The organism is Amycolatopsis camponoti (assembly GCF_902497555.1).
Classification (GTDB): domain Bacteria; phylum Actinomycetota; class Actinomycetes; order Mycobacteriales; family Pseudonocardiaceae; genus Amycolatopsis; species Amycolatopsis camponoti.
On the sequence record NZ_CABVGP010000002.1, the window covers coordinates 2462042 to 2483598 of the forward strand.

General features: G+C 70.2%; 19 protein-coding genes. 11 read left to right on the plus strand and 8 right to left on the minus strand.

Features of this window, described 5'->3' with window-relative positions; all coding sequences use genetic code 11:
* Positions 1 to 2 precede the first annotated feature (2 nt).
* The 11 genes from AA23TX_RS31920 to AA23TX_RS31970 all read left to right on the plus strand — a co-directional run bounded on the left by AA23TX_RS31920 (position 3) and on the right by AA23TX_RS31970 (position 10608).
* A complete protein-coding gene (locus AA23TX_RS31920; protein WP_155546463.1) occupies positions 3 to 203 on the plus strand; it encodes a hypothetical protein in 201 nt (66 codons plus the stop codon).
* A gap of 1 nt (position 204) precedes the next feature.
* Positions 205 to 603: a TadE/TadG family type IV pilus assembly protein gene (locus AA23TX_RS31925; protein ID WP_230862963.1), complete on the plus strand. Its 399-nt coding sequence runs from the start codon at positions 205 to 207 to the stop codon at positions 601 to 603.
* Between the two features lie 17 nt (positions 604 to 620).
* Complete coding sequence (locus AA23TX_RS31930) at positions 621 to 1496, plus strand: hypothetical protein (protein WP_155546465.1); 876 nt, start codon at positions 621 to 623, stop codon at positions 1494 to 1496.
* Positions 1493 to 1951 carry a TadE/TadG family type IV pilus assembly protein gene (locus AA23TX_RS31935; protein ID WP_155546466.1) on the plus strand — a complete coding sequence of 153 codons (459 nt, stop codon included), beginning with the start codon at positions 1493 to 1495 and terminating at the stop codon, positions 1949 to 1951. The genes AA23TX_RS31930 and AA23TX_RS31935 overlap by 4 nt, the downstream gene beginning before the upstream one ends.
* Positions 1951 to 2385, plus strand: a complete 435-nt coding sequence (locus AA23TX_RS31940; RefSeq protein WP_155546467.1) for a pilus assembly protein TadG-related protein — start codon at positions 1951 to 1953, stop codon at positions 2383 to 2385. The genes AA23TX_RS31935 and AA23TX_RS31940 overlap by 1 nt, the downstream gene beginning before the upstream one ends.
* Before the next feature lie 12 nt (positions 2386 to 2397).
* A complete protein-coding gene (locus AA23TX_RS31945) occupies positions 2398 to 2805 on the plus strand; it encodes a hypothetical protein (RefSeq protein ID WP_155546468.1) in 408 nt (135 codons plus the stop codon).
* 101 nt (positions 2806 to 2906) lie between these two features.
* On the plus strand, positions 2907 to 5354 hold the full coding sequence (locus AA23TX_RS31950) for an AfsR/SARP family transcriptional regulator (RefSeq protein WP_230862796.1): 2448 nt from the start codon (positions 2907 to 2909) through the stop codon (positions 5352 to 5354).
* Between the two features lie 785 nt (positions 5355 to 6139).
* Positions 6140 to 7375, plus strand: coding sequence for an AAA family ATPase (locus tag AA23TX_RS31955; protein ID WP_155547442.1), 1236 nt, complete (start codon positions 6140 to 6142; stop codon positions 7373 to 7375).
* Positions 7376 to 7415: 40 nt separating this feature from the next.
* Positions 7416 to 9194 (plus strand): vWA domain-containing protein, encoded by a 1779-nt coding sequence (locus AA23TX_RS31960; protein WP_155546469.1) that lies wholly within the window; start codon positions 7416 to 7418, stop codon positions 9192 to 9194.
* 78 nt (positions 9195 to 9272) lie between these two features.
* A complete protein-coding gene (locus tag AA23TX_RS31965) occupies positions 9273 to 9953 on the plus strand; it encodes a hypothetical protein (protein WP_155546470.1) in 681 nt (226 codons plus the stop codon).
* A 58-nt stretch (positions 9954 to 10011) separates the two neighbouring features.
* Positions 10012 to 10608: a hypothetical protein gene (locus AA23TX_RS31970; RefSeq protein ID WP_155546471.1), complete on the plus strand. Its 597-nt coding sequence runs from the start codon at positions 10012 to 10014 to the stop codon at positions 10606 to 10608.
* A gap of 77 nt (positions 10609 to 10685) precedes the next feature.
* On the opposite strand, the gene AA23TX_RS31975 is transcribed toward AA23TX_RS31970, so the two are convergent.
* The 8 genes from AA23TX_RS31975 to AA23TX_RS32010 all read right to left on the minus strand — a co-directional run bounded on the left by AA23TX_RS31975 (position 10686) and on the right by AA23TX_RS32010 (position 21488).
* Positions 10686 to 11315 carry a winged helix DNA-binding protein gene (locus tag AA23TX_RS31975; protein WP_155546472.1) on the minus strand — a complete coding sequence of 210 codons (630 nt, stop codon included), beginning with the start codon at positions 11313 to 11315 and terminating at the stop codon, positions 10686 to 10688.
* A gap of 176 nt (positions 11316 to 11491) precedes the next feature.
* Positions 11492 to 12454, minus strand: a complete 963-nt coding sequence (locus AA23TX_RS31980) for a C40 family peptidase (RefSeq protein WP_155546473.1) — start codon at positions 12452 to 12454, stop codon at positions 11492 to 11494.
* Between the two features lie 19 nt (positions 12455 to 12473).
* Positions 12474 to 13547 carry a replication-relaxation family protein gene (locus tag AA23TX_RS31985; protein ID WP_155546474.1) on the minus strand — a complete coding sequence of 358 codons (1074 nt, stop codon included), beginning with the start codon at positions 13545 to 13547 and terminating at the stop codon, positions 12474 to 12476.
* Positions 13544 to 16054 carry a type IV secretory system conjugative DNA transfer family protein gene (locus AA23TX_RS31990; RefSeq protein WP_155546475.1) on the minus strand — a complete coding sequence of 837 codons (2511 nt, stop codon included), beginning with the start codon at positions 16052 to 16054 and terminating at the stop codon, positions 13544 to 13546. Before AA23TX_RS31990 ends, AA23TX_RS31985 begins: the two co-directional genes overlap by 4 nt.
* Positions 16051 to 17865, minus strand: a complete 1815-nt coding sequence (locus AA23TX_RS31995) for a VirB4 family type IV secretion system protein (RefSeq protein WP_230862797.1) — start codon at positions 17863 to 17865, stop codon at positions 16051 to 16053. The genes AA23TX_RS31990 and AA23TX_RS31995 overlap by 4 nt, the downstream gene beginning before the upstream one ends.
* 5 nt (positions 17866 to 17870) lie before the next feature.
* Positions 17871 to 18917: a PrgI family protein gene (locus AA23TX_RS32000; RefSeq protein ID WP_155546476.1), complete on the minus strand. Its 1047-nt coding sequence runs from the start codon at positions 18915 to 18917 to the stop codon at positions 17871 to 17873.
* A gap of 12 nt (positions 18918 to 18929) precedes the next feature.
* Positions 18930 to 21113: a TrbL/VirB6 family protein gene (locus tag AA23TX_RS32005; RefSeq protein ID WP_230862798.1), complete on the minus strand. Its 2184-nt coding sequence runs from the start codon at positions 21111 to 21113 to the stop codon at positions 18930 to 18932.
* Positions 21114 to 21116: 3 nt separating this feature from the next.
* Positions 21117 to 21488 carry a pilin gene (locus tag AA23TX_RS32010; protein ID WP_230862799.1) on the minus strand — a complete coding sequence of 124 codons (372 nt, stop codon included), beginning with the start codon at positions 21486 to 21488 and terminating at the stop codon, positions 21117 to 21119.
* Positions 21489 to 21557: the final 69 nt, after the last annotated feature.

Genomic DNA, 21557 nt, shown 5'->3' on the forward strand with positions numbered 1-21557 from the left:
CCATGCTGCTCTACATTCGAGTTCTCTGGAACCTCATCACCGCACGCATCCTGCGAACCCTCGCGGACGACGACCGCGGCGAGATCACGACCACCGTCATCGTCACGGCCCTCATGGCCGTGTTGGCGATCGCCTTGATCGCGATCATCGCGGCGAAGCTTACGGCCAAGGCGAACAGCATCGACCTCGGCCTTGGCGGCTGACGTGATTGCGCGTTTTCGTCGTGCGTTGGCGGGGGATAGGGGAGAGGTAAGCGCCGAGCTGGTGATCGCGACGCCGCTGTTGCTGCTGGCGCTGCTGGCGATCGTCCAATTCGCACTTTGGTCGCACGCCGTCCACGTCGCTCAGGCAGCCGCTTCCCAAGCCCTGTCGGTGACCCGCGTCCAGGAGGGCGCCACCTCGGCCGGCCATGACGCCGGCCAGCGGCTGCTCGACGACTTGGTCCGTGGACCCCTGCGCTCGCCGCGTATCGAGGTCGTCCGTACTTCGACCTCGGCGTCGGTGAGTGTGGAGGGCGAGGTCGTCGCGGTCCTGCCCGGCGTGCACCTGCACGTGCACGCCGAAGCTGCCGGCGAGGTCGAAAGGTTCGTTCCGGACGTCTGATCGAAGGGAGAGAAGCCATGCCACTGCTCGAAAAGCCGGAGTCAGTGACCGTCGGCGACTTTGTCGACGGACCGGACACCGTGTTGTGGAATCCCGCGCTAACAGAGAAACGTTGGCGGCGGCTGGTTCTTCGCACCTTCCTCGAACGACTCTTCTCGGCTCGTTGTGCGGCGGGGTTGCTGGCTCTGGCGCTGGGTGTCGCTGCCGGAGGAACCCTCGTCGGGGCGTTGACGATCGGCGGCGCCATTGCGCTAGTGCTGAGCGGCTTCTGCGATGCGATCGTCACCGCAGCTTGCCTGTCGACCGATCACGAGCATCGGCATGGACGCCGTTGCCGTCTGGAGCGTTCTCCCGGCGAGTTCTTCCTCCGAAGCGTTGATTTCGCGGACCTCGGCAAAGCAGCGCAGCACACGGCCGGGCTGCTGGTCGAGCTCACCAGCGAACTCCACGGCTCGAAGGCACGCGATTGGCTCGACCCCGGGCTGCCTGACCGTGTCCACCAAGTCGTCTGGGATGCGTTGGTTCGCTTGGCCCGGACGGCGTCTGCTCGCCGGCACGCCGCGCGGCTCGCGGCGATGCCAGACGAGGCCGATCTCGCGGCTACGACCGCGGCGGTGATCGCCGAGTTCGACACCCTGTTCGACGAGCTGGTCCTCCACCTCCAGGGATGCGTCACGCTCGCCCGTGAGTGGGAAGCCAAGCTACGCCACACTGAGCTCGTCCAGCACACCCGTGCCCTCCGCGCCGAGCTGGACGCCGCGTCGATCCGCCGGGTGGTCGAGGTCGCCGAGGAACTGCCGAAGTCCGTCTTCGCATATGTCACCGCGGCTCGAGACCTGACAGGCGCTGGACGGTTCCCGTGGGAACTGCCGTCCGCGGAGCCGGCTCCGTGAACGCCGTGCAGCTCCGGCGGGTGGTCGGCTGGTGGCGTGCCCAAGGCGGGGCGGTGACCGCCGAGGCCGTCCTGATCGCACCGGTCCTGGTCATGCTGCTGGTATTCGTCGCCGTAGTCGTCCACCGAGGCGTCGACGCGCGCCTGCGGCTCGATGACGCCGCGCACCAGGCCGCGCGCGCCGCGAGTCTGCAGCGATCGCCGGTCGCTGCCAGCACGGCGGCACAAGCGACCGCCACCTTGGCGCTCGTGCACGCTGGGCTGGTCTGTCGCGACGCCGCGGTCGCTACGACGACCTCGGCGAGCCCGGGGAGCACCGTCCTCGTCAGCGTCCGCTGCACCGTCGACTTCGGCCAGGCGCTCGTCCTGGGGGTGCCCGGCAGCCGGACGCTGAGCGCCACGGCCAGCGAGGTCATCGACACCTATCGCTCCCAACCAGCCACCGGAGGAACGTAATGGACGCCCGTCGTGCGGCGTGGTGGCGAGCAGAGGAAGGCCAGGTCTCGGCGTTCGTCGTCGTGCTCGTGCTCGGGCTGCTGGCCTTGGCCGGCCTGGGGCTCGACGGCGGACTCGCGCTCGCCGCAAAGGTCCGAGCGACCGGGCAGGCCGAATCTGCGGCACGGGCCGGCGCGCAAGCGATCGATCTCGCCGCGTACCGGGCGACCGGCGCGTTGCGGCTGGTCTCCGCGGACGCCGACGAGCTCGCCCGCTGGTATCTCGCCGGAGTCGGCGCCTCCGGCGAGGTGACCGCGACGGTCGACACCGTGACGGTCACGGTCACGACCAGCCAGCGCACCCAGCTACTGTCGCTCATCGGCATCCCGGCGATCGGCGTCCACGGCAGCGGCGCTGCACACCCCCAGCGCGGCATCACCACGCTCGAGCCCTGAAGGAGAGGAAGCATGATCACGACCGACGAGATCGAACGACGCGTCGAGAAAGCCGACGCGGAGAAGAGTGCGAGGAGGACGGCTGCAGCCCGCGAGGTCGGCGAGCTGGCGCGCCGCCGGGCCGCGTTGGCCGAGGAGCTGATCGAGGTCGACCGCAAGCTCGGCACCGTGCTCGCCGCGGCGGCGGATGTCGTCAGCGTCGACGAGCTGGCCGAATTCACCGATGTCCCGACCGCCGACCTCACCAAATGGCTCACCGCCGGCAAGCCCCGCGCCCGGCGCGGCCGTCCGCCCGGCAGCCGTCGGCCGAAACCGGACCCGCATCCCGGGGCAACGCCGGTACCCGCGCCGCCGGAACTTCGACCGAAGCCGCTGGCACCCGGTCTGCAGAACGCGGTCGTCCAAGGCCAGCGAAGCTGAGCTGGGACGCCGTTGTGCCTGCAGACCACCAGGCCAGAGCTGGACTGCGGCGAGCGCGTCGTGCGGTTCTGCGCGGAGCGCGACGGCTGCTGCAAGGAGGCGTGGCGCTCGCGCTGCTGTCCGGCTTGTGCGCCGGGTTGCCGTGGGCGCTGGTGCGGTTCATCGGCTGGCCCCTGCCGGATCACCTGCCCACGATGGCGGAACTCGGCGAGGTGCTGACGGCCTCGCCGTCGACAAGTCTGCTGCTGGACGTGCTCGCGTGCGGCGCGTGGCTGCTGTGGGCCGCGTTCATCCTCGAGCTGGCCGGGTGCGTACGCGACCTCGTCCTCGCTGCCGGACGACCGGACTTCGCCCGTCGCGGCAGCCCGTTCCGCCGAACCGCCGCCGTGCTCATCACCGCCGTCGTCGTGTCGTTCATCAGCCGCAGCGCCGTCGCCGCGCCCGGAGGAAGCAGCTCGGCCCTGTCCAGCGTGAGCTCGTCGGTGACCGCGCCCTCGGCTTCCGACGGCTTGGCGGAGGACGTCGAGATGGTGCGTCGGCCATGCGACGGTGTCCATGATTCGCTGTACCGGATCGCGCAACGCCGCCTCGGAGACGGCGACCGGTGGCCGGAGATCTGGCGGCTGAACACCATGAGCACCCAGCCGGGCGGTCGCAGGCTCACCTCGCCCAGCCTGATCCATCCCGGCGACCAGATCCAGCTACCGCCGACGACCAGGCCCGTCCAGCCGAAACCGCCGCAGCTGCAGCCTCCACCGGCGAAGCCCGCGACCGTCGCCCCGCCGAGCCCGATCGCGCTTCCCGCCGCTGCTCCGAGGTCCAGCTCGTCCTGGGAGCCCGAGGTTTACGTCGGTCTCGGGCTGGCGGGCGCGATCAGCGCGGCGCTGCTGGTCGCCCGGGGACGTCAGCGCGCCGGCTACCGGCCCGGCAGCGGCCAGCGCGACGACCTGTCCGTTTCCCCGGTCGTCTACCAGCTACACCTGGCGCACCAGCACGCTCAAGCCGACTTCGACGAGGCCGATGTTGCCGGCGTGGATTCGGAAGGCGACGCCGCCGAGCCCGGTGCGGCGCCCGAACTGGGCGGACCCGCCGATGAGACCGCCGCGGAACTGGCGCTGGACCTCGCGGAGACGCACGGTCTCGGTCTCATCGGACCCGGCAGCCATGCCGCGGCCCGCGCGCTGCTGCTCACGGCCATGACCTCCGCGCGCGACCCGGAGGTCATGGCGCCGGCCGCGGATCTGCGTGGCTTACTCGGCGTCCCGGACCACGTCGCAGACCTGCCGAGCTGCGTCCACCTCGTCGATGACCTCGCCGCCGCGCTCACACTCATCGCTAGCCAGAGCCCCGTCATCGGCGCGCGCCGAATCCTCCTGGCGAGCGCGCCGGCCGGCGAACCCGACCGCAACCGACTGCAGCACGCCCTCGCCGACAGCCGCGCGAGCACGAGCGTGCTGCTACTCGGCCAGTGGCATCCCGGGGTCACGGCCTACGTGGACTCGACGGGTGCCATCACCGCCACGTCACCCGGGCCAGGGGAGCCGTTACGCGGCCGGCGAGCCTTCACCCTCCCCGAGTCCGCGACTCACGAGCTGTTCGCCCTCTTCGATGCCGCACACGGGCTTCCCGACGACGACCACCTCAAGCCTGCGGCCGAGTCCGCGCACGGGTTGGAGATCGCAGGCCTTCCGGCACCCGACCGGGCCGAAGCAATACCTGAGCCGGCTCCGGTGCCGACCGTCGAATCCCAGCACGATGCGGTCACGCCGCTGGTGCTGTCGGTGTTCGGGCAGCCGACGTTGTCATGGCGACCGGATGTCGCCAGCCCGGATCACACGGTCGAAGTCACCGGCAGCCTGTCGCGACGGCTGTGGGAGTTGCTGATCTACCTCGCGCTCCATCCGGAGGGAGTTCCGCGGGCCGCGATCATCGACAGCCTCTGGGCCAACCGCCCAGCGCGGGACCCGGCTGCCGTGCTGCGCACTGTCCTGTCCCGTCTCCGAAGCACCGTCGACAACGCCACCTCGCCCGACCTCGGCGATCTCGTGGTCGCCGAGCACGGCCGGTATCGCCTCGAACCCGCTGTCGTCGAGGTCGACTACTGGGTATTCGCCGGCGCGCTCGCTCGACGCCGCACCACGACCGATGACCAGCAACGAGCCGCGGCTTACGCCGCGATCGTCGCGAGCTACGGCGGCGAGCTGGCGGCCGGCGTCGAAGCCGAATGGATCACTGCGCTGCGGGAAGGCGTTCGCCGCGATGCCCTCGACGCCGTCGCTGCCCTGGCACGCGCGCGGGTTCAGAGTGATCCCGAGTCCACGTTGGAGTTGCTGGAGTCCGCGCGGGACTTCGACCCGCACAACGAGCTGCTCTACCGCGACATCATGCGTCTCGAACACAACCTCGGCCGGCACGACGCGATAGCCAGGACGCTGCGCCTGCTCGAAGCACGCCTCGCCGAGATCGACGAAACACCGACCAGCGCCACAATCGAGTTCGCCGAGCGCCTACGAGAGCTCCACGCCGGTATGGCGGTCCCGAAGGCCTGAATCGTCCTGTAGGCGACTTTATAAATACCTCTACGGTGAAATAGCTGAGCAGCAACGGCTGATGTTAGTGTCGACCTACTGATAGTCATCGCGTAGAAAAGTCCCTCGGTGTTTCCGTTCGAAGTTGTTGTCGTTCGGCGTGTCGTCGCCGGGCTCTTGCGGTGCTTCTCGTCGACGGGCAAGGCGCTACGCATGCCTTGTGAGCGGCTCATTCGCTGGAGTCATTGGGGCTGGGGTTTCATCCGTCGAGTGCTCGACGGCCGCCGGGGGTGCCCCCGTGGGTGCCGATCGCCCTGGTGTTCCGTGGACCGCCTAAGGCGGATCCTCCGGGTACACGCATTCGCGCAGGTCAGCGCCTGCATGCAGGGATCCGCTGGTATCCCAGACTCGCTTGGCGACAAGCAGGTAAGCACATCAGGCCCGCCTCGTCGGTCCAACCGCTGTGATCATCCATCCACGGTCCTGCTCCGATGGTCATCTCGCCTTGAGTTGGTGGTCCCCATTCGTTTCTTGTTTCTTTTAAATAGAATGCCCATTTCCTTGTGTTGTGGGGTATTGGCCGGCTGCTCTGCGCCTGCGACCTGTGCAAACGATTCGATGAAATGGTCGATAGCCTTTGGCGGAGGCGGGAATTCGTCACCCGAATGGGGTGTGGAAAGGCGTTGTGCGCGACTGCTTTGTCGAGTTACTTTTGTTGGGCCACCGGAAACCCGGAAATCAAATCAAGAACCGTTCCGGTTTGTCGTATCGCCCGCACGCCACTCGCTTGGAAAGGAATACCCGCGATGACCACGCCCACCACGCCAGCCACGGCACCCGCCACCGGGCCGACCACCCCGGCGGGTGGGACGGCGACCCGGCTCCGCAACGGCGAACTCCGCGCGATGGTCGCCAAGATCCTGGCCGACCACCCCGCGAACACTCACACCCCGGGCGCCATCGCGCACACCCTGAACCGCTCATCCGGCGCCGTCGGCAACGCCTGCAAAGCGTTGACCGACAGGGGAGAAGCCGAACTCGCCACCGCCACGCCACTGGCCTACCGGGCGACCGCGACGACAGCGGCCGCCGCTGCATCCGCCATCACCCCCGCACCGCCACGCACACCCCGCGCGCCGCGCCCGAAAGCGCCCGCCACGGCACCCGCCGCGCCCCGGACCACGCCCGCCCCGTCCGGCACGGGCGGTAGCCCGACCCGTCCGGCGCGGAAGGTCACCGGCCCAGTGAAACGCCCGAACGGGATGGACTACCACCCCCGGCTGCTCTCCGGCATGCCGGACGTGACCGCGCTGGCGCGGCTACGTGACGCCGGGGTCGCCGCACTCCTGTACGGGCCACCCGGCACCGGAAAGACCTCGGTGGTGGAGGCAGCATTCAACGACTGCCTCACGGTCCAGGGTGACGGCGACACTGTGGTCGCCGATCTGGTGGGCGACTACACCAAAACCCCGGACGGCGACTTCGTGTTCGTCCACGGGCCGCTGGTCCGTGCGATGCGCGAGGGGGTCCCGCTGTTCATCGACGACGCCACCCTGATCCCGCCGACCGTGCTCGCCGTGGTCTACCCCGCGATGGACGGACGCCGCGAAATCGTGGTCAAGGCCAACGGCGGCGAAGTCGTCAAGGCTGAACCCGGGTTCTACGTCGTCGCCGGACACAACCCCGGTGTCCATGGGGCCATCCTCACCGACGCACTGTCTTCCCGGTTCTCCGTACACATCCAGGTCTCCAGCGACTACGCCCTCGCCGAACAACTCGGAGTCGACAAGAAAGCCGTACGGGTGGCACGCAACCTCGCCACCCGACAGGAAAAGGGCGAGATCGGCTGGGCGCCCCAGCTGCGCGAATTGCTGGCATTCAAGAAACTCGCCGACGCGTGGGACCTCGACGCCGCCGCCGGAAACCTCGTAGGTATCGCGCCGGAAGAAGACCGCGTGACCGTCGCCGCCGTGGTGCGCGACGTCTTCGGCAAAACCGTCACCCCGCTGGCCCTCGGTGCCCGCGTTGCCACCAAACCCTGACTCTCCTCACGCCGCAAACCGTCGCGAAAGGACCCGCGCCATGAGCACCCACTTCACCGCCGACCCGACCGCTACCGGTGCCGCTGTGTTTCCCGCGCGACCGGAGTGGCTGACCCTGTCCGCCGCGTTCGCCGACGAGGTCCCCGTGATCGCCGACCGTGATGACCTCGTGGTCAGCGTCGCGCCCGGTGCGGGTGGCGGTGCCCCGGCCTGCTTCTACCCGCACCGAGCGCTGATCGAAGTCGACGGCGACCACCTCGGGGTGGACCCCGCGACCGTGGACCCCGCCAACCTGTCCGACCGGCCCCGCTACGCCCCAGCGTGGGGTGCCCTCACCCACGAGTGCGGCCACGCCAAACACACCGCATGGGAACCCCCGGACGACGCCCCGCCCGCCGTGGTCGCCGCCGCCATGCTGCTGGAAGAGCCACGGATGGAAGCGGCGCACATCCGCCGCCGCCCGGACGACCGGCACTGGCTGCGCGCCTGCGTGAACGGCATCGTCGCCACCGACCTGCACCTCTACGCCGACCCCGCCACCGCCCCGAAGATGACCCCCGCCGACGCCGCGCGCTCCGCCGCGCTCCTGCTGGGACGGGCGGACGGCGGGGTGCTCACCAATGCCGAGGTCTACCCGCTCGCCCGGGTCGTCGAGGACGTGCTCGGCGCGGACGTCCTCGGCAAACTGCGGGCGGTGTGGCGACAGGCGCTGCGGACCGCCGACGACGCGGGCGAGGAGATGCTCGACCTCGGGCGGCAGTGGTGCGAGATCCTCGGCACCGACCCCGACGACCCAGACCCGGCCGCGCACCCTGCCTCTCCCGGCACCCCGGACCCGTCCGGCGGCTCACCCGGACCCGGAGCCCCCACCAGCCCGTCACCGCTGGCGGACGCCATTGCCGCCGTGCTGGACGGTGTGGCGGCAAAGGTCGCGGGCGAGAAGGCACCTGAGGACCCGGCCGCCGTCGCCGCCGCCGCGAAGGAACACGAAGAAGCCGCCGAGAAGAAAGCGGGGCAGGTGGCGCGGCGAGTGTTCGGCACCGGCGGCCCCCGTGGTGGCGACACCCGGACGGCAGGCACTCGGCCACCGACACCGGAGGAGTGCACGGCTGCGCGGGTGCTCGCGCGGGCGTTGGACACCGCCGGATCCCGCGAACGCGTCGCCGTGCGCTCCGCCTCGGAGGTGCCTCCGGGACGGCTGCGGATGCGCGGTGTGCGTGCCGCCGAAGCCCAGCGTGCCGCCGGGGCCGTGGTGACCGCCGAGCCGTTCACCCGCACCATCCGCACACCAGTCACCGTGCCGCCGCTGCGGGTCGGGATCGCGTGCGACGTGTCCGGCTCGATGGGCTGGGCGCGCGCTCACGTGGCTTCGGCGGCCTGGATCCTGTCCAACGCCGCCCGCCACACCCGGGTGCCTGCCGACACCGCGAGTGTGATCTTCGGGCACCACGTCCGCCCGCTGACCCGGCCGGGCAACCCGCCGGCCGAGGTCACCGAGTTCCACTCCGACGACAACTACGAGGACATTCCCCGAGCGCTTGACGCCCTCGACGGTTCTCTTGGCCTGTCCCGCCCGGGCGCGGCCCGGCTGGTGGTCGTCGTGTCCGACGGGAACTACCGCGCCGACCCGCGCCGCAACGGCCAGAAGAAGCTCGACCGGCTCCGCACGTCCGGGTGCGCGGTGCTGTGGCTGACCACCAGCGAATTCGACACCCCGCTCGACGGGGCCACCGTCCACGTCCTGACCGACCCCACGACGGCCGCCCGCGCCATCGGGCACGCCGCCACCACTGCCCTGCGTGCCGCCGCCCGCCGGTAACCCGTGCCAGGCCCGGCGCGCGCGAAACCCTAGCCACCACCGTAACTACCTGGAATATCTACGGAAAGGCGAGCCACCATGCCGACCCGCGAAGAACGAATCATCAGTGCAGCAGTCGGTCTGACATCCGAACTCGAAGGGGCGTGGGGCCTGGTGACCTACCTGCGCCACTCCGGCTACATGAAGAGTCTCTACGGCGGCACGGTCCTCCTCGGCCCAGCGGGCGAAGCCCTTCGCGTTGATCCGGTCAAGAACCTCCGACCATGGGCCTACACCCTCCAGCCCGTCCTGCCGTATGACGAGGACGAATCGTCGACCGGCTGGTCCGAACCCGACGGCTACGTCCACCACCGCACGAAATACCCACCAGGCTGGTTCTTCCCGAAAGAACATCAACCGCGTCCGGTGCTGGTGGAGACCCGCACTCCGATCAAGGAGGTCGCCGACCGCCTCGAAGAAGATGTCCTTCCCTCTTACCGATATTGGGCTGGCCGCATCCGAGAGCGCAACGCTCAACGCCACAAGCGACTGGCGCAAGAACGCGCGGCCGCGCTCGACCTCGCGCAAGCGTTCGGCGGCCCGGTACGTGTCGTGCCCGGGCCGTCGAGCCTCACCGTCTGTCGACTCGACGACGGGGAATCACGCATCCAGTTGAACACTCGCTCGCCATACGTGGAGATGTCATTTCTTGTTTCTCGTGATCGCGCTGCCGTGATCGCGCCAGAGCTGGCTCGCCTGTTGGGGTTTGCCTCGACCTGACGACCTGAATGGACCCCGCACGACCAACAAATCACACGCAAAGACGGAGGAGACCACGATGAACGCCTCGATGACCGAACGCGACGAAGCGACCGGCGCTACCCCAACCAGCTACCACCACACCCGCGTCGTCGAGTTTGCCGGACGCACGCTCCGAGCACGCATCGAGCGCGGCGACTACATCAACCAAAGCTTCGCTGTCGCCGAGGTGCTCAGCGACCAGATGACGTGGACAAGCATCGCCGCTGACGCTCCCAGCAACTGGTGGCACGACACGCCGCGGCCGAGCGCCGACGTCCATGCTGCCACCGCTCTCGAGACGCTGACCGAGCGTCTCCTCGGCAGGGCCGCCGAAATTCTTGCTGCCCCACCTGCCACTCAGACCATCTCACCCCATGTCCACGGTGCGATCAGCGCGTTGCTGGCCACGACTTACGGCTTCGATGGCGAGAAGTGCATCGACCCGGACGACATCGCTTGGGCGTATCGCCACGGCGGCGCACTGCACATACTCGAGCACCCCGACGGTAGCGTCACCTTCACCAAGGCCCACCGAGGCGACTGTCCGTTCATCGCCACAGCTGGCGCGCAGGACTGCGACGACGAGTGCGTGTTTCCTCATCCGGCCGAGGTGAGCCAGCGGGCGACGGAGTGACCTTTCTGCTGGGGCCAGTACAAATGGGGGCGGATCGCCATCGTGGCGATCCGCCCCTATTTGGTTGAGCTGGGCAGTCAGCTGGATGTGAAGCGCTTCGGTGCCTCGCACGTTTTCGTTGCCAGCCCGTTGGTGACGAGCCTCTCCAGGGCGTTGTTCACCGCGCCGCTGGATCGGACCAGTTCCGTGCCGATCTTGGCGGGGCCGAACTCTTCGCCAGGATGCGCCTGCAGGAATTCCCTCACCAGCTCGTAAAGCCCGCCCTTCGGCAGGCGTTCCTGCTTCGGCGTGTCGGCCGTCGGATCCGCAGAGGTCACCGTGTCCGAGGCAGTGCTGGCGCCGGGGTCGGACAAGGACGAGGGATCCGCTTCTCGTTCGGCAGGGTCTCCGGCGGGAGCGTCCTTCTCCTGATCTGCTGTGGCGGGCACGTCTTCGCCGGTTGCCGCGACTTCGGCAGTGTCGTCGTTCTGTTCGTTGCATATGGTCCACGTGACGGGCACCGACTGGTCCTTGCCGGTGGTTCGGGTCACCAGTCCCTCGGCGGCCCAGCGGGAGAGGATCTTCGTGGCTGTGGAGCGCCCGACTCCGGCAGCGCTGGCCAGCTTTGCGGCAGTCGTGCCGGGGTCAGCCTCCAGGGCGTGGCGAACCTTCGTTTCCGCGGTGTCGGGTTTGGTGTGGTTCGGCTGGGTGTTCTGGGTTTCGGGCATGACAGCTCCGTTTCGGCAGAAGCGGTGGATGGTCATGCCCCGGCCGGGGCGTTCGCCCGCCGGTGCGCATCCGGTGGTTCGGGCTACACGTCTATGGACGCTCCGTCAGCCGCTTCATGTCAAGCCATTGTCCAAACAAGACACACGTGTCGCCCAGAAGTGCTTATGTGGGAGCGTCAACGGGGCGCGGTTGGCCTGGTCGCGCCGATGTAGTCGTCACCGGGGTGGCGATAGGGCTCCACCTTCACGGCCTGTCCGAAGTCGGGCGCGTCGATCATGTTGCCGCCGCCGATGTACAGGCCGACGTGATGCACGCGCCCGGCGGTAGCGTAGAAGACGAGGTCGCCCGGAAGCAGCGGGGCGCCGGCGGGCACATGCGGTCCGGCCGCGTACTGCTCGCGCGAGGTCCGCGGCAACGGGACGCCGGCTGCGCCGTAGGAGGCTCGGGTCAAGCCGCTGCAGTCGAAGCCGGCGTCGCCGTCCTCGGGGCCGTTGCCGCCCCACACGTACGGCAGCCCGCGTTGTCCGCAGGCGTAGTTGATGGCGGTGAGCGCGGCGGGCGTCGGCGCGGCGATGTTCGCGCAGCCCCCGGCGCCGGTGTGCTCGCAGGCCACGCCGGCGACCGCGGCCACGATGGCCTCGGCGTCCGTCTCGTGGCGGCCGTAGGCGTCGGGTGTGCCGGACCGCTGGATGGTCTGGGCGGCGTCGTTGAGGCTCATCTGCTGCCAGCCGGACAAGGCCTGCAGGTGCCGGTAGAACTGCGTCGCCGCGTAGGTCGGGTCCACGATCTGCTCGGGCGTGCCCCAGCCCTGAGAGGGACGCTGCTGGAAGAGGCCGAGGCTGTCCCGGTCGCCGTGATCGAGGTTGCGCAAGGTGGATTCCTGGATGGCGACCGCAACCGCGATGACCCAGCCAGGCTCGGGAACCTGCAGCTCCTTCCCAACCGAGGTGATGATCGCCGCGTTGGCGAGCTGGTCGGCCCCATAGCCGGGCACAGAGCCGGTAGTCGTCCCTCCGGGCGTGCAGGTCGTGCTCCCGTTGCCGGTGAACGCCATTACGACGGCCTGCGGCACGGCTCCCAACAGCACCGGAAACATCGCGAGCACAACGGCGACGCCGACCGCGATCTTCGATCCCATGAAGAGACTCCTCGCGTGATCAGGGCCCGGGACGGCGGGTTCGGCTGGGCGTGGCGTTCGGAGGCGTGGGAGCGGGCGGCGGCAGCCGGTAGGCGACGGCCTGCCCGGACGTCGGGGCGATCGCGTCGTCGAAGTCAGGGGCCGCCGGAGCGAGGGCCGGCCAGGCGCGCGTCAGTTCGCCGAGTTTGTACCGCGGGGAAGTCCGTTTCGAGGACGTCGTGTTGAGCGGGAGCCAGACCTCGTCGGCCGGGCTCGGGCAGTTCGCATCCGAGTTGAGGAGGTCGGCGGCTGCGGTGGCGACGGGGACGTCGGCGGTCTGGTCGAGGTCGGCGTGGATGCGGGCGAGGGCGGAACGGGCGCCGGCCTCGCGGCGGCTGGTCGGTAGCCAGAAGAGCACCGGGGTGGCGATGCCGGTGGAGTCGGCGAGCCGTGCGTAGGCGAGCAGCTTGCGGGAGACCTTGGTCAGCGACTCGCTGCCAGTGTCGAATTCAAGGAAGAACTCGAGCTCACCGGTCGCGCTGTGCCAGCGGCCGTAGGCGTCGGGGATGACGAGGTCGCCGAAGTGGCGGGCGCAGCGGGTCTCCGACCACCACGCCGTGACCCCCTCACCACATCGAACAGGGTCATGGCGTCGGCTGCGCGCGATGAGGGAGGTGAAGAAGTCGGCGACGCCGACAGTGTGGGCGAGGCGCTGGTTGTGGGCGATGGCCATCGAGCGGTCGTGCCGGTAGCCGAGGTCCTTGACCTCCAAGCCGTGCTCGGCGGCCAGGACGGCGGCGCCGGCTGGCCCGAGAACGTAGTGCATCGGTGCCGAGCCGAGCTGGCGGAAGGGCTGAAACCGGCTGACGGCGCGCCAGAGGTACAGCTCGCGCAGCCGCTGACGAGTCGAGCGGCTCGACGGGAACGCAGCGCCCTGGATCTGCGTGGAAGTCAGGACGCGGTGTTCGTAGAGCAGGGCCAGCAGCCACTTGTCGCGGGCGGTGAGGCGGGCGGCGAGTGCGGCCTGGTGCTCGACTGAGCTGGCAGCGCGGGCTGCTGTCCGGCCGGGAAGGTGTTGGCGCAGCTGGTGCTGCCGGGTGGTCGTGGTGATCACGGCGAACCTCCGGTCGAAGCGTCACGGCGTGCGCGGCGGGGATCGGTCTTGCGTCCGTGTGCTGCAGGTCGCGAGGACGGCGAGTGACTCGGGGGCGTGGCCTCGGCGCTGCGGATGGCCGCGCGGATCTCTTTGGCTCGCCCGGGAACGGCGGGGCGCATCGGCGAGGTGGTCATCGTGAACGGCTCGGTCTCGGCGCCGTGGACGACCAGGCGGGCGCCGACGTGGTAGACGCCGAGGTGCGCGAGGTCGTGCTCGGACAACCGCGGCCCGGTGTGGCGGGCGAGTTCGCGGGCGTCCTCGGGGGAAGCGTTGAAGAAGATCTTCGACCTCGCGTTGGTCGAGATGCCTTCCTTGAGCTCGCGGGGGAGCTGCCCGAGGTGCTGGTGCGCGAGCGTCATCGCCAGCCGGAAGCCGCGGGCTTCGGCGAGCATGTCCTCGATCGGATACGGCAGGTTGAGGAAGTTGTGGCACTCATCGATGACCAGCGACGCGTCCGGCCGCTCTCGCTGCGGGACGCAGGCGCGGCCGGTGGTGGCCTGCCAGGTCCGGGCAACGATTACGGACCCGATGAGCCGAGTGGTCTCGTCCCCGAGGGAGCCCTTGGGGATCCGGACCAGGCAGATGCCGCCCTCGTTGAGGACGTCGTGCATGTCGACGGTGGAGCGGCCGCCGGCGATGGCGTCCTTGACGAACGGGCGCAGCAGGAAGGCGCGGAGTTTGTTCATCAGTGGGGAGATGACCTGGCTGCGGCTGGAGTCGGTGAGCTCGTCGTACCACTCCCAGAACCCGGCGAGCACCGGGTCGCTCAGCCCGCCGGTGATCCGGGTACGGAAGGCCTCGCTGGTTAGGAGTTTGGGCAGGTCGGCGAGGGTGGGCACGCCGTCTTGGGCTCGGAGGGTGAGGCAGGCGGCGCGCATGAGGTCGTCGGTGCGGGGACCCCAGAACGCGGAGTAGACGCGGCGGAAGACAGAAACGAGGTTGTCGACCTCGCGGTCGGTCTCGCCGCCTTCGAGCGGGTTGAGGCAGGGCGGGCGCTGCCGGGAGTCGGCGTCGAACAGCACGACCCGGCCCGCGGCTTCGCGCGGGAGCCGGGAGAGGACGTCGGTGACGAGGTCGCCCTTGGGGTCGATGAGCACGATGCCGCGGCCGGCGTCCGCATCGTCGAGGATCAGGTTCCCGAGCAGCGTCGACTTCCCGGACCCGGTGGCGCCGAGCACGTGCAGGTGGTGGCGGGCGTCTGGCACGCGTAGCCCGATCGGGCGGGCGTGGCCGGAGTCGGCGACCCCGAGCGGCTTGACCTCCGGGCCAGGCACCGCGACGCCTGGCGGTGGCGCGACGGCCTTCGCGCCGGCGCGCTCTATACCCGGGATCTCGGCGTCGATCGGCAGGTGTGCGAGCGCGGCCAGCTCCGGCACGGACAGCAGGTCGCCGCGGTCGAGCCGCCGGGTCGCAACGGCTTGGGCAGGGTGGTGAAGGCGGAGTCGGTGGAAGTGGTTGTGCTCGGTGTAGGCGGCGAAGCTCGCTGCCAGGGCATGCGCCTGGCCGCGGGCGGTGTCCCGGGTCCGACGGACGTCGGCTTCGTCGGCGTCGACTGGGAGATGGGTGGTGACGGCATAGCGGACGACGATCTCGTACTGCGAGCCGCGCTGCTTGCCGACGATCGCCCGGTTCTGCGCGGAGTACTCCAGCGACAGCTGCGGATCCTGACTGATCCGTCGAGCATCGCGCGGACGTCCAGACCGAGCTGCCGACGCGCCTGGCGTGAGGAGGTCGAGCAGCCGGCCGCCGAGCCGGCCGGACGCGCCGGAATGCACGTGCCGCGCGGCGCGGCGTGCTCGACTGACCCGTCGGCCGGTGACCGGGCGGGCGAGGATCTGCACGCTGGCGTACTCGTCGCGGCCGAGGCCGACCGGCGCGCCGAGCAGGCCGCGGATCGGGTCGGCGTCAAACCCGATCCGGATCGGCAGCGCCTCCGGCCGCGCGAGCCGCAGCTGCCCGCCCACGGTGATGGCGTGCAGGCCGGTCTTGGGTGCGGGCAGCGGCGGGTCGGCGGGGACGGTGCGGGTGTGGGCGCCGGGCCAGGCGGCTTCGATCGCGCGCTCGACCAGGCCAGGCGGGATCACGCCGGGGACCCATAGGCGCAGGGTGACGCCGTGTTCGGAGAACCGGTACTCCCACGCGAGGTGCGGCTGTCCGCTGAACCAGCGTCGCCAGCTCGGCCGCAGCAGCCCGACGAGGTTGGACCACAGCAGGACGCCGCCGGCGGGATCGACGGTGGGTGGCGTGAGCACGGTGACGCACCGCGCGTCGGCAACCAGCGTGGCGTGGCAGCGGCCTCGCCACCAGCGTCGGCCGACGGCCTGGCCCGCGGCGACGAGCGCGAGCACCGGAAGGGCGATCGGGCCCCAGCTCCACGCCACGTCGAGGACTTCCGCGAGCAGCTGGTGTACCGCGCCCCACGGATCGGTCAGGTAGCCGCCGACCCATCCCTCGGGCCGGATCACGAGGCGACCTCGGGGCCGAGGTCGACGACGTCGTCCATCGCGGGGTCGCCGAAGTCCTGGGTGATCTCGGCGAGTTCAGCGGGGTCGGTGGTGACGAGGACGTTCTCCGTCGGCGACGCGAGGGCTTGGAAGGCGACCCATTCGGTGCCGGAGCCGAGCAGTCCTTGGCCGCGGTCGGCGGTGAGCAGGAACTGACGCTGACCCTCGGACAGGTTGAAGGTCACCGCGATCTGATCGATCGCCTGCGGAGATTGGCGCAATAGCACGGTGGTGGCGGCGTTGGCCACGATCGCGCGGCCGAGCTCGCTGCCGAGAACGTCGTCGATGTCCTGGGTGGCGACGGTGAGACCCGCCCAGTGCTTGCGGAAGGTCTTCGCCATCCGATGCAGGAACTTCGCGCCCTCGGGTGACTGCATCAGCAGCCACGCCTCGTCAACGACCACCAGCCGCCGGCGACGATCCGCCGGGTTGGACACCCGCCGCCAGACCGCGTCGAGGGTCAGCAGCGTGCCGATCGCCTTGAGCTCGTCGGGCAAGTCCCGCAGCGAGAACACAACGAGATGCCCGTCCGGCGTCGTGGTCGTGGGGCCAGAGAACAGATCGGCGAAGGCGCCGTCGACGAACGGATGCAGCCGAGCGGCGAGGTCCGCGCCGTCGTCGGTGACCGCCAGGGTGTCACGCAGGTCCAGCATCAGCGGCGCGGGCCGGGTCCAGGTCCGTGAGTCGGTCGTGATGCCGGCGTTCGCGTAGGTCGCGATGAGCGCGGTGTCGAGGACAGCGCGTTCGCCGGCGGTCAGCTCGGCGCCCAGGCACACCGCGAGCACGGTGTGCAGGAACAGGGCGCGCCGGTTCAGTGCGTCCTGCGGTGCGGTTCGGCGGCCGGATGCGGTGGTGTGGATGGGCAGGTCGAAGGGGTTGAGCCGGACGCCTCCGGCGCCGAGGTGGACGTAGGCGCCGCCGACCTGGTCGGCGAGGCGGGCGTATTCGTCTTCGGGGTCGATGACGAACGCCTGGATGTCCCGGTACAGGCTGCGCAGCGTTTCGAGCTTGACCAGGTAGGACTTGCCGGAGCCGGATCGTCCGAGGACGACGGAGTTGTGGTTGTCGCAGGTGAACCGGTCCCAGTGCACCAGGCCCTGGGAGCCGACGTTGTAGCCGTAGAGCACGCCACTGGGCGAGGTCGACGTCGGATCCGTGACGGGTAGGTCGGGGGATGTGAAAGGAAACGCTGCGGACGCGGCGGCAGTGTCGAACGTCCTTTTCAGACCGAGGGAGTCCAGCCCGAGCGGCAGCGTGGTCACCCAGCCCTGCAGCGACCGGTACGTCGCGGGTTTGGCGTCCAGCAGCAGCGACGCGCACAACGACCGCAACGCCGACACCTCCTCCGCGAGCGCTTGCTCGTCGGGGGCGTGGATGGTCAGGTAGAGCCCGAACTTGAACAGTCGGCCTTCGCCGCGGGCGATCCTCCGGGACAGGTCGGCGGCGTCCTCGGCTGCGGCGTCGAGGTCTGGGTCGTCGAGCTGGTCGTGGCGGGTGTGGTGGCGGCGGGAGGACTCCAGCCGGGCCCGCTGCTTCTTCAGGCCGCTGGCCGCGGTGACCGGGTCGACCGGCTGGATGTGGACGGAGACGTCGAGGCGGGCGGGGTAGGTCAGCAGCGGGGCGAGCCAGCCGGGGTAGACCTCTTGCGGGTAGCCGGTGACGCCGAAGGAGGCGACCCATTCGTTGCCGACCTCGAGGTGCCGCGTGCCGATCGAGAGCGAGTCCGGCGTGAACGTCGCGGCCGCTGAACCGGGATGCCGGGTGCGGGACATCTCGCTCACCTGCCTTCGAAGTCGTCGTAGAGGTCGCCTACCGGGGCGGCGGTCACGACGTCGCCGGCGCCAGTCAGCGCGGCCGAGGGCGGGAGGAAGGTGTCGGGGTTGCACGCCGCCGCGAGCACTCCGGTCGCCGTCGCGGCGTCCAGCGCGGTGACGACGATCCCGGCTGCGGTGAGCAGCTCGACCGCTTCGTTGAGGCGCCGGGCGAGCCGCTGCTCGGCGGCTTGCCGCGCTGCTCGATCGACCGCGGGCGCTGCGGGACGGCGTCGCAGGCGTCCCAGGGTCGAGCTGACGCTGTCGACGACCGCGGGACGCGTCGGTTCGCGCAGAACGAGCAGCACCTGGCGGCGCAGCAAGTCCGCGTGCTGGCCGAGCTGAGCGAGGTAGTCCGCGTGATCGAGCGCGGCGGCTTCGAGCGCGGGGTGGGGGAGCCCGCCGGCGCGGTCGCGCAGCTCGGCGATCTGCGGGGAGAGGTCGAGCCGCTCGGCACGCACCAGGAACTGCACGGGCGCGGTCAGCGAATGCAGGTACCGCGCGAACGAGCTGACGAGCGCCTCCTGCTCGGCGGGCGTGCGCAGCGAGAAGTTGACCGTCGAGCACGCGGCGATCACCGCGAGCCCGTCGTCGCCGAGATCGACGACACCGGCGGTCGTCCCGTTGTCGACGCCGCGCGCGGGCAGCTCCAGCGGCGTCGGTGCCACGTCATCACGCTCGTGGTCACCGGCGAGCCATTCCGGGACCGGCCCGACACCTTCCGGCGCCGAGACCTGGTGGCGCGGCGTGCGGCGCTGGCGGATCGCGGCCAGCAGCAGCCGGTCGAGCGCGACGCCGTCGCGGCGGCCGAGTGCGATGACCGTGACCGCGAGTCCGATCGGGACCGCGACGAGCAGGAACAGTGGGACTGGGAGAAATCCGCGGGTCGCGCCGTAGAGGGCGTAGAGCAGCAGGCCGGTGACGCCGAGGATCGTCAGCTGCCGCGCGGTGAGCGGGCCGAGCACGTGGTCGGGGCGGTCGACGTCGGCGGGAATGCGCACGGGACGGGACATGACCTCGCTACCTCACTTCGATTTGGGGCGGCGCCGCCGAGGCGGCAGATCCAGCGGCAGGGGCAACTGCTTGCCGACCGGCTTCCGCGCCGGTATTGGCGCGGCCGGGGGCTCGGGTTTCGGCTGGCGGCGGAGGCCGAGCGGGAGCGGGTACTGCCCGGACGCGAGCGGCCGGTTCCCGCTGAACGCGTCGCGCGCAGGACGGCGGTGAGCACGGGCCGCCCGGTTGATCTGCCCCGAAGGCGTGATCAGGCCTGGCCCGGTCTGCGGCGCGCGGGTGGTCCGGCCGAGCTCGTCGGCGAGGCCGCGTCGCGCGGGCCGCGGAGTCTGCGGCGGCAGGTGGATCGGCAGCATGCCCGCGCTCGGCGCGATCAGCGCGTTCGGCAGCTTCGCCGGCGGACGCGCGTTGCGGCTGATCCGCCCGTCCGGCGTCAGCAGGCCCGGTTGCCGCGGCGGCCGAGTGGTCGGCGTCGGCGCGGCGAGGTCGTCGGCCAGCGAGCGTCGTGGGGTGCGGTCGGGATCGCGTCGCACGGTCATCGGCAACCCGAGCTGGTCCGCGGGCAGCGCGTTCGACAGATCCTTCAGCGGCAGCGCGCGCGGGTTCGCCTTTACCGTTGAGTCGCCGGTACGCGTCGTGAACAACGACAGCTGGCCCGGCCCCGGTGTTCCATCAAGGGCGCCGGCGCGGGGGAGCTCGTCCCATCCTCGGCGCACGGTCCTCGCCTGGCCGGTGGTACGCCGCAGTTTCATCGGCAGCATGAACTGCCCGGACCGCGTTGCATGCGGATCCGACAGTGCGCTCGGCCCACCGGTACGAGGTCGCGAGGCACCGCGGCTGGCTGAAGCGCCGGCGAGCAAGCCCATCGTCTTATAGGCGATCACGCCGCGCGCGATCCGCCCGAGCATGGAGGGGCGGCCGGAGCGCAGCGGGGCGAGGAACCAGAACGGGATCTTGATCAGCACATACATCAGCGCGATGCACAGCAGCAGGTTCATCAACGCGGAGATCGTCGGGCCGAAGAGCGTGAACCCGCCCGGGGCGAAGAAGACCTTCACCGTGACCACGAGCGTGAGCGACTGTCCGATCTGGATGGCCAGCACGCCGCCGCAGCCTTTCCACCACAGGTAGGCGATGCCTTCGGTGTGGGGGAGCGCGTGGAACATCAGCGCGATCGGCGCGGCGGCGATCAGCAGGATCGTCACCATGACCCGGACGACGAACACGACGAGCAGGACCAGGAGCATCGCGACCAGGCCGAGCCCGAGGATGCCGAGGAACAGGCCGCCGCCGTGCAGCGAGCTCTGCACCATCGTGATCAAGCTGCGGGTCATCGCGGCCGGGTCGGTGCCCTCGCCGAGCACCGCAGCGGAGAGCGCGTTGGCGACCTGGATGCCCTTGGTCACCAGGAACAGCGAGAGCGTGCCGGCGAGGAACCCGGTGACGAGTCGGGGTGCGAGTTCTTTGACGGTGTAGCGGGCCTGCAGGGTCTGGTAGCTCATGATGATCAGCCCGGCCAGCAGCACGAGGATCACGTAGGCGGTGAGCAGGATGTGCCACGACCCGGTCCACACCGCGCCGAGACCCGGCAGCCGATCAGGCTCCGGAGTGGTCAGCAGCGTCTTGCCGAGCAGCTCGAGCAACGGGTTCAGCCCGGCGGCGACGACCGCGGCGAACATCGCGCTCGCGGCGACGACCATGCACCCGGTGAAGTCGGTCAGCCCGCACTCCGCCGCGTCGCCCACACCGTTCGGTACCGGAACCGGCGGCGGCGCGCTCGGGACGAGCGTGGAGGGCTGCGGAATGCAGTTCGGCCCCTGACACGGCGCATCGGTGTCGCCCGGCGGTGCACAGCCGCCGGCCAAGGAGCCGGGAAAGCATGAGGGCGGTGCCGGCAGCGTGGTGATCGGCGGCAACGGCGTCGCCGGAATCGGCGGTACCGAACTCGCGCTCGGAAGGTGACAGGCCGGCTCGGCGGAACCCGGCGCGCAATCCGGGTTGGGCGGGAACGGCAATGGCGGTTGCGCCGGATCGAGCTGGGCTGCGGCGGCGGACTGCTGGCCGGCCGTGGCGGACCCGACGGCGACTGCGCTGAGCACGGCCACCAGGAGCGCCGCCAGGACGACGAGCCAGAAGACGCGCCGGTCTCGTCGTGTTCGCCGGGACGTCCTGCTCGGGGTGATTGTGTGGGCGGGCATCGTCTACACCCCGCCGACGATGGTCTTGAGGATTTCGACGATGAGGGGCGCGAGTGCGGCGAGACCGAACCCGATGCCGGACGCCTTGAACGCGCCTTTCGCCTTCTCGATCTCACCCGGGTCGTTGGACGCCATCAGGTAGCGGAGGCCGCCGATGGTCAGGAACACGAGGGCGACGCCGGCGAGGATGCCCATGATCCACGTCCGGATATTCGAGAGGACCTGGTCGACCGACTGCGCGAGCGCGACGTACTGCACCGTCTCGGCGTGCGCGGCAGACGCGCCGAGCAGCAGCGCCGCAGCGGCCAGTGTGCAACCGAGTAGAACGACCGAGCGACGGCGCAGCGGTGTCGGAGACGTCGGAGCTTCCGGCACAAAACCAGGGCGCCGGTAGCTCGTCGCGCGAGCCGAAAACGTGGCGTTCGTGTGAGCTTTGCGCCGGTT

Coding starts and splice junctions, on each gene's coding strand:
- AA23TX_RS31955 (WP_155547442.1), top strand. CDS start 6,140: ATGACCACGCCCACCACGCCAGCCACGGCACCCGCCACCGGGCCGACC.
- AA23TX_RS31980 (WP_155546473.1), bottom strand. CDS start 12,454: ATGGGATCGAAGATCGCGGTCGGCGTCGCCGTTGTGCTCGCGATGTTT.
- AA23TX_RS31960 (WP_155546469.1), top strand. CDS start 7,416: ATGAGCACCCACTTCACCGCCGACCCGACCGCTACCGGTGCCGCTGTG.
- AA23TX_RS31945 (WP_155546468.1), top strand. CDS start 2,398: ATGATCACGACCGACGAGATCGAACGACGCGTCGAGAAAGCCGACGCG.
- AA23TX_RS32000 (WP_155546476.1), bottom strand. CDS start 18,917: ATGTCCCGTCCCGTGCGCATTCCCGCCGACGTCGACCGCCCCGACCAC.
- AA23TX_RS32005 (WP_230862798.1), bottom strand. CDS start 21,113: ATGCCCGCCCACACAATCACCCCGAGCAGGACGTCCCGGCGAACACGA.
- AA23TX_RS31965 (WP_155546470.1), top strand. CDS start 9,273: ATGCCGACCCGCGAAGAACGAATCATCAGTGCAGCAGTCGGTCTGACA.
- AA23TX_RS31975 (WP_155546472.1), bottom strand. CDS start 11,315: ATGCCCGAAACCCAGAACACCCAGCCGAACCACACCAAACCCGACACC.
- AA23TX_RS31940 (WP_155546467.1), top strand. CDS start 1,951: ATGGACGCCCGTCGTGCGGCGTGGTGGCGAGCAGAGGAAGGCCAGGTC.
- AA23TX_RS31930 (WP_155546465.1), top strand. CDS start 621: ATGCCACTGCTCGAAAAGCCGGAGTCAGTGACCGTCGGCGACTTTGTC.
- AA23TX_RS31970 (WP_155546471.1), top strand. CDS start 10,012: ATGAACGCCTCGATGACCGAACGCGACGAAGCGACCGGCGCTACCCCA.
- AA23TX_RS31920 (WP_155546463.1), top strand. CDS start 3: ATGCTGCTCTACATTCGAGTTCTCTGGAACCTCATCACCGCACGCATC.
- AA23TX_RS31995 (WP_230862797.1), bottom strand. CDS start 17,865: ATGTCCCGCACCCGGCATCCCGGTTCAGCGGCCGCGACGTTCACGCCG.